This is a genomic window from Actinophytocola sp., from assembly GCF_035712165.1.
Taxonomy (GTDB): Bacteria; Actinomycetota; Actinomycetes; order Mycobacteriales; family Pseudonocardiaceae; genus DASYTH01.
Genome location: NZ_DASTBH010000378.1, coordinates 1 through 11,635 on the forward strand (window position 1 = coordinate 1; position 11,635 = coordinate 11,635).

Here is an 11,635-nt window from a genome sequence, read left to right on the forward strand (position 1 = left end):
GCGTCGTGCATCTCGAGGTCGAGCCCGATCCGTTCGCAGAACACGGCCTTGGCGATGCGCTCGGCCTCGTCGCCCGGCTCGGCGCCGGCCATCTCCCGCAGCGCCGTGCGGCCCACCTCGGCCCTGGCCGCGTGCCCGTCCGGCGAGAAGTCGGTCAGCACGTCGTCGTAGCCGGCGATGCCCTGGAACGTCGCGGTGATCGGATCCAGCGCCACGTAGTCGGCCACGTACCGGTCACTGATCGCATGCACAGACGCCATGGCTGGCACGGTACCGGCATCGATCATCGGCCGGTGGAGGTTTTACCCGGCCGTGGTGCCGGTTGCCGGCGTGGGTGCTGGCAGGATGTCGCCGTGCGTCCGACTCCCCGCTCCCGGCTGCTGGCCCTCGTGCTGCTGGCGCTGCTGGCCATGGTCTCGCTGAGCGGGTGCATGCGAATCCACGTCGCGCTCGCGGTCTCGCAGGACGATCTCGTGTCCGGCACGATGATCATCGCCGCACTGCCCACCCGGGACGGCGATCCCGGTCCGGCGCTGACCGTCCCGCCGGAGCTGACCGACCGGGTGCAGATGGAGAAGTACGCGGCGGACGGCTACGTCGGGCAGAAGGTGACGTTCAAGGACCTGCGGTTCGCCGACGTGACGACGCTGTCCGAGGGGATCGCCTCGGGCAAGCAGTACCGGCTGAGCTTCCGCCGCTCCGGCGACCTGGTGTCGATGTCCGGCTCGATCGACCTCACCCAGTTGCCGGCGGAGAAGGCCGACGTGCAGGTCAAGATGGCGTTCCCGGGCTCGATCAACCGGACGAACGGGATCAAGGACGAGCAGGGCACGGTCACCTGGCAGCCCAAGCCGGGCGCGGTCACCGAGTTCGACGTGACCGCCGAGTACACCGACACCTCCGGCGGCTCGTGGATCAAGTGGGCCCTGATCGTCGGCGGAGCCGCCGTCGGCGTCGCGGCCATCGTGGTCCTGCTGGCCCTGTTCGTGCACCGCCGCGGCCGCAAACAGTTCGCCGCCGAACAGGCCCAGGCGACCTCGGTCAGCTGGTACGACTCGGCACGAGGTTGAGGCGCTCGACGACCTCCATGGTCGCCTTGGCGCGGTTGAACGTGTAGAAGTGCAGCGCCGGGACGCCTTCGGCGAGGAGCCGCTCGCAGAGTTCGGTGACCACGTTCATGCCCTCGGCGCGGAACGCGGCCGGGTTGTCGGCGAGCGGGTCGAGCCGGGTGGCGAGCGCCGGGGGGACGGCGGCGCCGGAGAGCTCGACGCTCTTGGCCAGCACCCGCGGGGTGGTGAGCGGCATGATCCCGGGCAGCAGCAGCGCGTCGCAGCCGCGCGCGGCCACCCGGTCCCGCAGCCGCAGGAAGTCCTCCGCCTCGAAGAACAGCTGGGCGATGGCGAAGTCGGCGCCGGCCCGCAGCTTGCGCACCAGATGGTCGGTGTCGGTCTCCAGGTCGCCCGAGCGCGGATGGCCGTACGGGAACGCGGCCACCCCCACGCAGAAGTCCCCGAGCGAGCGGACCAGCCGGACCAGTTCGTCGGCGTAGGCCAGGCCCTGCGGATGCCGGACCCAGGTGCCCATCGGGTCACCCGGCGGGTCGCCGCGCAACGCCAGGATGTTGCGCACACCCAGCGCGGCATACCAGCCGATCACGTTGCGCAGCTCGGCGATCGAGTGCTCGACCGCGGTCAGGTGCGCCATCGTGGTGAGCGTGGTCTCCCGGGCCACCCGACCGGTGGTTCGGATCGTGCGGTCCCGGCCGGAGCCGCCTGCGCCGTAGGTCACCGACACGAAGGCGGGGTCGAGCCCCTCCAGCGAGCGGATCGAGTTCCACAGCCGCAGCTCGTCCTCGTCGTCGCGCGGTGGCATGAACTCGACGGAGAACACGGGCCGGTCGCGGCGCAGCCGGTCCACAACGGTCATGCCCACCACAGTAATGGAGCCCCGCCGCCGCGGTTACCGCCGTCATCACGCACGATGGGCCAATGCCGCCACCCCCGCAACCGTCCGGCATCGACGACGCCGTGCCGGCCAGTGTCGAGGATGCCCTGGCCAGCTACCTGGACGGGCGCCGGGCCGAGCTGGTCGAGCGCGCCCCCGCCGTCGCCGACGCGGTCGACGCGCTGAGCGGGTTCGTGCTCGGCGGGGGCAAGCGGATCCGGCCGACGTTCGCCTGGTGGGGGTGGCGGGGTGCGGGCGGCGCGGCGGACGGCGAGCGGGCCAGGGCGGTACTGCGCGCGGTCAGCTCCCTGGAGCTGCTGCAGGCATGTGCCCTGGTGCACGACGACCTGATGGACGCCTCGGCGGTGCGGCGCGGGTCGCCGACCGTGCACGTGGCGTTCGCCGAGACGCACCGGGCCAAGGGCTGGCTGGGCGAACCGGACCGGTTCGGGATGGCCGTCGCGATCCTGGTCGGCGACCTGGCGCTGGCCTGGTCCGAGGACATGTTCACCGGCTGCGGCCTGGCGTTCGACGCGCTGCACCGCGGCCGGGAGGCGTGGCAGGCGATGCGCGCGGAGGTGCTGGCCGGGCAGTACCTGGACGTGCTGGTCCAGGCCACCGGCGACGAGTCCGCCGCGGCGGCGCTGGCCGTGGCCCGGATGAAGACCGCGGCGTACACCGTGGAGCGGCCGCTGCACCTGGGCGCGGCGCTGGCCGGCGCGGCCCCGGAGACGATCGCCGAGGTGCGCCGGTTCGGGGCCGACGTGGGGGTGGCCTTCCAGCTGCGCGACGACCTGCTCGGGGTGTTCGGGGACACCCGGACCACCGGCAAACCGGCCGGGGACGACCTGCGCGAGGGCAAGCGGACGCTGCTGGTCGCGCTCGGTCTGGAACTGGCCGAGCGGGACGGGCGGCCCGCCGACGCCGAGATGTTGCGCACATCGCTCGGTGACCCCCGGCTGGACGCGGAGTCGATCGACCGGATCCGGGCGGTGCTCCTGGACGTCGGCGCGGTCGCCGCGGTGGAGCAGCGCATCGAGGCGCTGACCGAGTCGGCCGTGGCCGCGCTGGCCCAGGCCCGGCTGGCCGAGCCGGCCGCGAGCCGGCTCGCCGGGCTGGCCGTGGCGGCCACCAGCCGAGACCGGTGACGACCTATCTTGATACCAATTGGGGCTCGTCCGCTCCGCACGGAGCACGGAATACTGCAATCGTGGGGTTCACGGTGCCGCACACTCGATGATCGGCACGGCGGCAGGGCAGGAGCGAGGATGGTTCGGGCCGGGCGGGGGTGGGCACGGCTGGTCGCCGTGCTCGCGGTGGTGGTCCTGTTCGGCACGGCCTGCAGCAACGCGATCGCCGGGCGGCCGGCGCCCGCGTCGATCCCGCCGTTGACCGCCGGAGAGTCGATCAACCAGGCGCTGCTGAACTTCGGCGAGGCCGGCGCGGTGCGCTACAAGGGCAACCTCACCTCGGCCGACGACGAGAAGCTCGCCTTCGACGTGACCGTCTCGGCCACCGGCGAGGTCCTCGGCACGATCACCATGGACAACGCCCAGGCCAACATCCTGGTGCTGAACAAGACGCTCTACCTCAAGGCCGGGGCGCCGTTCTGGGCGGCGCTGCGCGGTCTGGCCGACGGGGAGGGCAAGGGCACCGCCATCGCCGACCGGTGGGTCAAGCTGCCCTCGGTGCTGCTCGGGGTGGAGTTCGGCGAGATGTTCCTGCCGGACGCGCTGAGCCAGAACCTGGCCAAGCAGCTCACCGGCGGCGCCGACGGCCCGCTCGCCGAGCGGCCGCGGTCGACCGAGAACGGCGTCACGGTGGTCCAGGTGCCGATGACCGCGGGCGTGCTGTTCCTGTCGGCGCAGCAACCGCACGGCATCACCAAGATCACCCTGTCCAAGTTCGGCAACACCGACAACACCCGGGTCAGCGACCTGGTGATGGACGTGGCGGACTCCTCGGCCAACAGCGCCGGCTTCTACACCGACCTGGCCACCCAGGCCGGTCAGCTCACCGGCGCGGTGGACGCGCTGACCACGGTGCAGCAGGGCGCGCACCGGTTCGAGGCCTGCGGCGATGCCAGCTGCTCGCTGATCGTGGAGTTCACCAACACCGCCAAGGTGCCGGTCCGGGTGCACGTGAAGGCCGACTGGACCGGGGACAACACCCCGCTCGGCGCCTGCGAGGTCGAGGTCGGACCGGTCGCGCCGGGCGCGCCCAGCTCGGCCACCTGCACGCTCAGCTCGCCGGAGTGGGTGAGCTTCTGGCAGCGCGCGCACTCGGTGGTCGGCACCCACCCCTACGGCGCGACCTGGGCGCCGCTGGTGCTGGCCGACGCGCCCGACCTGGAGCAGGTCAACCGGCAGGCCGCGGCGAAGGCCGCCGACCCGAACAACCGCAAGACCGAGGGCAGCCACTACGTCTACGCGATCTCCTACGGCGGCAAGGTGTGGAAGTACGGGGTGGTCGGCACCAAGTACTGGGAGGACCACGCGGGCCAGCAGCTGCGCACCTGCCTGTCGACCAACGGCGCGGTGTGCACGTTCGACCTGGTGACCGCGACCGACTCGGCCGGCGCGGCCTACGCGCTGGAGAAGGCCCTGGTCGACAAGTTCCAGGCCGAGCAGGGCGGCTGTCCCGGCGGCCAGTGGGTCAGCTGCAAGCGCTGAGCTGTCCCGCCTCTCCGGATTTTTATGCGGTTGTCGTGTTCCGGCGGATGGTCCGGGTTGCGGGTGGATTGTGGCTGGGTGACGTCACAGTCCCCTGAGGTAGCTGTCGATCCGGTCCGGACTTCCGCAGGACACGTGGCTACCTAGGCGAGGGCCTGGGCGCGGCGTTTGACCTCGGTGCCGCGGTTGGTGCGCAAGGCCTCGATGGGGGTGCCGGGCAGCGTGTCGTCGGCGGTGAACAGCCAACGCAGGATCTCGTCCGGGGAGAACCCGGAGTCGGTGAGCACGGTGATGGTCCCGGGCAGGCCCTTGACGATGGCGCCGTCGTCGGTGAGGAACACCGCGGGAACGACCAGTTCCCCGGAGCGGCGCACGGCGAGTAGGTGATGGTCCCGCAGCGCCTGCTGAACCCGGGTGACCGGCAGGCCGAGCCGCTGCGCGGCTTCCGGCAGCGCCAGGACCTCCACGTCCGGATCGAGACTGTCCTGCGCGGACGGAATCGGACTCACGGGGACACGATGCCACACCCGGTGCGAACACTGAACACCGTTGATACGGCGGGTCGAGGGGAACAAATCGACGGGTCGGCCCCGCGTCCGCCGCCGGCTCCGTACCATCGACGATCGTGGCGGACCGCGAAGTCGACCTGTCCGGTGCCCTGCTCGAGCAGCGGTACCGGGTGGACGCGCTGCTCGCCCGCGGCGGGATGTCCTCGGTCTACCGCGGGCTGGACACCCGGCTGGACCGGCCGGTCGCGATCAAGGTGATGGATCCGCGGTTCGCCGCGGACCGGACCTTCGTCGACCGGTTCGAGCTCGAGGCCCGCTCGGCCGCCAAGATCCACCATCCGAACGTGGTGGCCGTGCACGACCAGGGGCTCGACGGCGATCACGTGTTCCTGGTCATGGAGTTGGTGGCCGGCGGCACGCTGCGCGACCTGCTCGACGAGCGCGGGGCGCTGGACGTCCCGCTGGCCATCTCGATCATGGAGCCGATGCTGGCCGCGCTCGCCGCCGCGCACCAGGCCGGGCTGGTGCACCGGGACGTGAAGCCGGAGAACGTGCTGATCGGCGCGAACGGCGCGGTCAAGGTCGGCGACTTCGGGCTGGTCCGGGCGATCGCCGGGGTGCGCACCACGAGCAGCAGCGTGATCCTCGGCACGGTCGCCTACCTCTCGCCCGAGCAGGTCACGACGGGCACCGCGACCGCGCGCGGCGACGTGTACTCGGCCGGGGTCGTGCTCTACGAGATGCTCACCGGAGCCCCGCCCTACGTCGGGGACAACCCGCTGTCCATCGCCTACCGGCACGTGAACGACGACGTGCCGGCGCCGGGCACCGGTCTGGCCGCGCTGGACGAGTTGGTGCTGCGGGCCACCCGCCGGGATCCGGCCGGACGGCCGGGCGACGCCGGGGCGTTCCTGATCGACCTGGAGCGGGTCCGCGCCGCCGCGCCGGTGCCGAGGGTTCCGGTTCCGGCGCCGCGGCACCACCAAGTGGACCTGACCGTGCCGGTCTCCGCCGAGGACCGGGTCCGCGCCCTGGGCCTGGACTTACCGGCGCCGGTGGACCTGTGGCGCGACCCCGCCGCGGCGGCGACGCTGGTCCCGGTGAGCACGGCCACCGTGGTGCGTCCCGCGCCGGGCTTCCAGGCGATGGGTCCGCGCGGCACCCGGGCCATGCTGCGCACCGACTTACCGCCGGCGATGCCGCCCGCGCCGCCGAGTCCGCCGTACGGCACTCCCCCGCCCCCGTCCCCGCTTCCGGTTCCGGCCGCACCGCGCCCGCCCCGCCAACCGATGAACCGGCAGAAGCGCACCCTGTTACTGAGCCTGATCGGCGTCCTGGTCCTGGCCCTGGTCGGCACCGGCACCTGGTGGTTCACCGCCGGGCGGTGGGCGTCCGTGCCGGCCGTGGCCGGTCAGGACGAGACGAGCGCGAAGCGGGCGCTGGCCGAGGCCGGGGTGGACCCGCAGGTCGTCCCCACACCCGACGACACCGTCGAGGCCGGCAAGGTGATCCGGACCGAGCCGGGCGACGGGGCGAACGTCTTACGCGGCGACCCGGTCAGGCTGCTCGTCTCCTCGGGTCTGCCCCAGGTGCCGGAGGTCGAGCCGGGCGTGTCGGTCGAGGAGGCGAGCGCGGCGATCCGCGGTGCCCTGCTCAGCCCGCAGCCCGACGACGGACGGGCCGAGTTCAGCGACACGGTGCCCGCCGGCGCGGTGGTCCGGCTCTCTCCGGATCCCGGCACCCGGCTCAACACCCGGGCCGTCGTCACGATCATCACGAGTAGGGGTCCAGCGCCCAAGCCGGTGCCGGACGTGCGCGGCAAGACCCGGGACGAGGCGTTCCAGGTTCTGACCGAGGCGGGCTTCGAGCCGTTCGACGACAAGCCGGAGTTCAGCCGCGACGTGGACGGCAAGCAGGTGGTGAAGACCAAGCCGGGGGCCGGCACCGAACTGAAGCCCACCGACAGCAGACGGATCGGCGTCGTGCTGTCCAGCGCGGTGACCGTGCCGAACGTCACCGACGGCAACGTGGCGCAGGCCAAGCAGAAACTCGAGGCGCTCGGCCTGCAACTGGACGTCCGGTTCGGCTCGGGCAACGCGGACAGCCGGGTGTTCGCCCAGGTGCCCACCGAGGGCGGCCGGGTCGAGCCCGGCGCCCGGGTGTTGATCTGGTCGTTGCCGTAGCGGTGTGCAAAGGCTCCCGCCGGAGCACACCGGGGACATATGCTCTGCGCGTTCGGGTGGACGGCGCGCAAGGAGGCTCATGATCGGCGCTCGGGGCCGGGTCACTGGCACGGTCGGCCCAGGGCTGGTCGGTGAGGTGCTGCTGAGCGTGCGCGGCGGGGTCGAGGCCTTCTACGCATATCCGGTCGACCCGGACGAGCGCATCGAGACGGGAACCCAGGTTCTGGTCGTGGACTTCGAGCAGCCGCGCACGGTCTACGTCCAGCGCTGGCAACCGCTGGTCTGAGGGGAGTGCGACCAATGTCATCAAGCCTGATCATCGCGTTGATCGCGGTCGGCGGCATCGTGCTGCTGTTTCTGTTGCTGCGGACGCTCTACAAGGTGGCGGAGCCGAACGAGTCACTGATCATCTCCGGGTTGGGGGCGCGGGTGCACCGCGACCAGACCGCGGACAGCATGGGGTTCAAGATCATCACTGGTCGCGGGGTGCTGGTCATCCCGGGCTTCCAGACCGCGCGCCGGCTCAGCCTGGACACCCGGGCGACCAACCTGCAGGTGGCGTGCGTGAGCAAGCAGGGCCTGCCGGTGACAGTGCGCGCCGTGGTGATCTACAAGGTGGGCGACGACTTCGTCTCGATCGCCAACGCCGCCCGGCGTTTCCTCGACCAGCAGGGCGGCATGAACGGCACCATCCACGAACTGTTCTCCGGGCATCTGCGGTCCATTGTGGGCGGTCTGACGATCGAGGAGATGATCCACAACCGGGACGCGCTGACCGGCGAGGTGCGCAGTTCGTCCGCCAACGAGATGATCAAGCTCGGGCTGGTCGTGGACTCGTTGCAGATTCAGGAGATCGACGACGAGTCCGGCTACATCCTCAACATCGGCAAGCCGCACGCCGCGGCGGTGGCGGCGGCCGCCCGGGTCGCCGAGGCCCAGCGCGACCAGGAGGCGACCGAGGCCGAGCAGGAGGCCAATGCGCGGAAGGCCGCCGCGGTACGGGCGAGCGAGATTCAGCAGGCCGGCTTCCAGGCCGAGGTCGACCAGGCCCGGGCGAAGGCCAGCCAGTCCGGGCCGCTGGCCCAGGCCACCGCGCGCCAGGAGGTCGTGGTCCAGGAGACCAGGGCCGCCGAACTGGAAGCCGACCTGGCCGAGCAGCGACTCCAGTCCCAGGTGCGCAAGCCCGCCGACGCGAAGGCCTACGAGACGAGGACGCTCGCCGACGCCGCCCGGGACGCCCAGATCGCCCGGGCCCAGGCGGAGGCCCGGGAAACCGAACTGCGCGCCGCCGCCGACGCCACCAAGGTCAAGACCGCGGCCGAGGCCGAAGCGCAGGCCACCAAGGCCCGCGGTGAGGCCAGCGCGTCCGCGACCAGGGCGACCGGCGAGGGCGAGGCCGCCGCCGCCAAGGCCCGCGGCCTGGCGGAAGCCGAGGCCACCAGGGCGAAAGGGCTCGCCGAAGCCGAAGCCGCCAAAGCGAAGGGGCTCGCCGAAGCCGAGGCGATCCAGGCGCGAGCGACGGCCCTCGCCGAGAACCAGGAAGCCGTGGTCGCCCAGCAACTCGCCGAACAATGGCCGGAGATCGTCGCAGCCGGCGCCCGGGCCTTCAGCAACGTCGACCACATGGTCGTCCTCAACGGCGCCGACGGCGTGACCGACATGTTCGCCAAAGCCCTCACCCTCGGCGGCACCGGCCTGGGCCTCGCCCGCCAACTCATGGACGCCATGAAGCCCACCGAGTCCACCCAACCCAAACCGAACGGCTCGGGCTCCTTCGACACCGCCCTCACCAGCAGCGAGATCAAGAAACTCGACTGAGCCGCCTCTCCGGATTTTTTGTGCGGTTGTCGCGTACCGGGGAATGGTGCGGTTGTGGGGTGATTGTGGCTGGGTGCCGTCACGGTCCCCTGAGGTGCGGTTCCGTCGCGGTCCTCTGGGGGAGGTGCTGGTTAGGAGCGGAGCATTTCGGCTACGAGGAAGGCGAGTTCCAGGGACTGCTGGGTGTTGAGGCGGGGGTCGCAGGCGGTCTCGTAGCGGCCGTGCAGGTCGGCGTCGGAGATCTCCTGGGCGCCGCCGAGGCATTCGGTGACGTCTTCGCCGGTGAGCTCGATGTGGATGCCGCCGGGGTGGGTGCCCAACCGGCGGTGCACCTCGAAGAACCCTTGCACCTCGTCGACGATGCGGTCGAAGTGCCGGGTCTTGTAGCCGGTGGAGGACTCGTGCGTGTTGCCGTGCATGGGGTCGCACTGCCAGATCACCTTGTGGCCGGAGGCGGTGACCTCCTCGATGATCGGCGGCAACACCTCGCGCACCTTCCCGTTGCCCATCCGGCTGATCAGGGTCAGCCGGCCGGGAACCTGGTGCGGGTCGAGCCGCTTGACGTACTCCACCGCCTGGCCGGGGGTGGTGGTCGGGCCGATCTTCACCCCGATCGGGTTGGCCAGTAGCTCGGCGAAGGCGAGGTGGGCGCCGTCGAGTTGGCGGGTGCGCTCCCCCACCCACAGGAAGTGCGCGGACAGGTCGTAGAGCTTCGCCTCGTCGCCGGTGGTGTCCAGGCGCAGCATGGCCCGCTCGTAGTCGAGCAGCAGCGCCTCATGGCTGGCGAAGATCTCCGTGCTGTGCAGGGTGTTGTCCTGCACCCCGCACGCGGCCATGAACCGCAGCCCGCGGTCGATCTCGGTGGCCAGCGCCTCGTACCGCTCGCCCGCCGGCGAGGTGCGCACGAAGTCCTTGTTCCAGTCGTGCAGGTTTCTCAGGTCGGCCATGCCGGCGGCGGTCAACGCGCGCAACAGGTTCATCGCCGCGCCGGCGTTGGCGTAGGCGCGGATCATCCGGCCGGGGTCGGGCACCCGCGCCTCGGGCGTGGCCACCAGCGAGTTGATGATGTCGCCGCGGTACACCGGCAACCCGAGATGGTCGGTGGTGTTCGAGCGCGGCTTGGCGTACTGCCCGGCGAACCGCGCGACCTTGAGCACCGGCACGCTGGCCCCGTAGGTCAGCACCACCGCCATCTGCAGCAGCGTCCGGATGTTGCCCCGGATGTGCGGCTCGGTGTTGTCGGCGAAGGTCTCGGCGCAGTCCCCGCCCTGCAGCATGAACGCCTCACCGCGGGCCACCTCGGCCAGCCGCTCCCGCATCCGGTCGATCTCCGGCGGCACGGTGACCGGCGGGACGCTCTCCAGCAGCGTGCGGACCTGGCGCACCTGGGCGGGATCCGGCCAGTCGGGTTGCTGCGCCGCCGGCCGGGCCAGCGCGTCGTCCAGCCGGGCGCGCAGCGACGGCGGCAACGGCGGAAGCTCAGGAAGCGTGTCTACCGGGACGTCCACGGTCCAGTTCACGAAACCAGACTAGAAGGCCGCCGAGCCAAGCCAATCCTCGGGCCGGACCTGGTTCTATGGGACGGGTGACTCCCACGCTCTACGACTGGATGGGCGGCGCGCCGGCCATCCGCAAGCTGCTCGACACGTTCTACGCACGGGTCCGCGAGGATGAGGTGCTCGCCCCCGTGTTCGCCGGGATGAGTCCCGAGCACCCCGCGCACGTCGCGGCCTGGCTGGGCGAGGTGTTCGGCGGCCCGGCCGAGTACTCGGCGCGGCGCGGCGGGCACCAGCACATGGCCGGCCGGCACCTGGGTCGCGCGATCACCGAGCGGCAGCGGCACCGCTGGGTGGAGTTGCTGCTGGAGACCGCCGACGAGATCGGGGTGCCGGCCGACCCGGAGTTCCGCGCCGCGTTCGTCGGCTACCTGGAATGGGGCTCCCGGATGGCCGTGGTGCTCTCCGCGCCCGGCGTCGAGCCGCCCGGCCCCGGGCCGATGCCCAGCTGGGACTGGATCCTGCCGCCCTACCAGCCGGGTCAGCCGTAGACCGGCTCCGGCCGCCGGCTGCTCCACGGGTGCGCCCGCTCGTACTGGCCGGACAGGGACAGCAGCCGCCGCTCGGCGCCGGCCGGGCCGATCAACTGCACGCCGATCGGCAGACCCGCGCCGTCCCAGCCGGCCGGCAGCGCCGCTGCCGGATAGCCGAGCACGTTCCAGGTCGGGAAGTACGGGATGCCCATGGACACGCCGGCGAGCGTGCTGGTCGCCCCGCTACCGTGGAAGCGGCCGACCCTCGGCTGCCGCGCGGTCCAGCCGGGTTGCAGCACCACGTCGACGTCGGCGAAGAAGGCCAGCATCCGTTCGTGCAGCCCGGCCTCGGCGGCGCGGGCCCGGTTCAGGGTCTTGTCCGGGATCCGCCGGCCGACCCGGGCGATCTTGCGGGTGCGCGGCTCCAGCCAGTCCGGGTGCGGCAGCGCGGCCACGTCGTCGGCCACCCCGCGCAGGTAG

12 protein-coding genes are annotated in these 11,635 nt (G+C 71.9%); 7 read left to right on the plus strand and 5 right to left on the minus strand.

Translation table 11 applies throughout. The features are described 5' to 3' along the window. Positions 1-260: DUF885 family protein (locus tag VFO68_RS20915; RefSeq protein WP_325160034.1), on the minus strand; the 260-nt coding region annotated here is incomplete at its 3' end. Between the two features lie 93 nt (positions 261-353). Between VFO68_RS20915 and VFO68_RS20920 the strand changes: the two genes are divergently transcribed. Beyond that, the gene (locus VFO68_RS20920) at positions 354-1,070 is read left to right on the plus strand and encodes a DUF3153 domain-containing protein (protein ID WP_325160035.1); all 717 of its coding nucleotides are present in this window, start codon (positions 354-356) and stop codon (positions 1,068-1,070) included. Here the strand turns inward: VFO68_RS20920 and VFO68_RS20925 are convergent. After that, on the minus strand, positions 1,042-1,926 hold the full coding sequence (locus VFO68_RS20925) for a methylenetetrahydrofolate reductase (RefSeq protein ID WP_325160036.1): 885 nt from the start codon (positions 1,924-1,926) through the stop codon (positions 1,042-1,044). The two genes, VFO68_RS20920 and VFO68_RS20925, sit on opposite strands and share 29 nt — an antisense overlap. 62 nt (positions 1,927-1,988) lie before the next feature. Here VFO68_RS20925 and VFO68_RS20930 point away from each other — a divergent pair, with 62 nt between their 5' ends. Then, entirely contained in the window at positions 1,989-3,092 is a 1,104-nt protein-coding gene (locus VFO68_RS20930; RefSeq protein ID WP_325160037.1) for a polyprenyl synthetase family protein, read from the plus strand. Positions 3,093-3,212: 120 nt separating this feature from the next. After that, positions 3,213-4,616: a hypothetical protein gene (locus tag VFO68_RS20935; protein WP_325160038.1), complete on the plus strand. Its 1,404-nt coding sequence runs from the start codon at positions 3,213-3,215 to the stop codon at positions 4,614-4,616. A gap of 143 nt (positions 4,617-4,759) precedes the next feature. Here VFO68_RS20935 and VFO68_RS20940 read toward each other — a convergent pair whose 3' ends face one another. Next, complete coding sequence (locus VFO68_RS20940; RefSeq protein ID WP_325160039.1) at positions 4,760-5,125, minus strand: Rv2175c family DNA-binding protein; 366 nt, start codon at positions 5,123-5,125, stop codon at positions 4,760-4,762. 116 nt (positions 5,126-5,241) lie between these two features. Here VFO68_RS20940 and VFO68_RS20945 point away from each other — a divergent pair, with 116 nt between their 5' ends. From VFO68_RS20945 to VFO68_RS20955, 3 genes are all read left to right on the plus strand, one after another. Continuing rightward, complete coding sequence (locus tag VFO68_RS20945; RefSeq protein ID WP_325160040.1) at positions 5,242-7,308, plus strand: Stk1 family PASTA domain-containing Ser/Thr kinase; 2,067 nt, start codon at positions 5,242-5,244, stop codon at positions 7,306-7,308. A gap of 79 nt (positions 7,309-7,387) precedes the next feature. Next, a complete protein-coding gene (locus tag VFO68_RS20950) occupies positions 7,388-7,594 on the plus strand; it encodes a hypothetical protein (RefSeq protein ID WP_325160041.1) in 207 nt (68 codons plus the stop codon). A 14-nt stretch (positions 7,595-7,608) separates the two neighbouring features. After that, the gene (locus VFO68_RS20955) at positions 7,609-9,126 is read left to right on the plus strand and encodes an SPFH domain-containing protein (RefSeq protein ID WP_325160042.1); all 1,518 of its coding nucleotides are present in this window, start codon (positions 7,609-7,611) and stop codon (positions 9,124-9,126) included. 131 nt (positions 9,127-9,257) lie between these two features. On the opposite strand, the gene VFO68_RS20960 is transcribed toward VFO68_RS20955, so the two are convergent. Continuing rightward, a complete protein-coding gene (locus VFO68_RS20960; protein WP_325160043.1) occupies positions 9,258-10,646 on the minus strand; it encodes a class II 3-deoxy-7-phosphoheptulonate synthase in 1,389 nt (462 codons plus the stop codon). A 65-nt stretch (positions 10,647-10,711) separates the two neighbouring features. Here VFO68_RS20960 and VFO68_RS20965 point away from each other — a divergent pair, with 65 nt between their 5' ends. Then, a complete protein-coding gene (locus VFO68_RS20965) occupies positions 10,712-11,173 on the plus strand; it encodes a group II truncated hemoglobin (protein ID WP_325160044.1) in 462 nt (153 codons plus the stop codon). On the opposite strand, the gene VFO68_RS20970 is transcribed toward VFO68_RS20965, so the two are convergent. Next, positions 11,164-11,635 (minus strand): amidase family protein (locus tag VFO68_RS20970; RefSeq protein ID WP_325160045.1); only part of this gene is annotated, 472 nt, incomplete at its 5' end. The two genes, VFO68_RS20965 and VFO68_RS20970, sit on opposite strands and share 10 nt — an antisense overlap.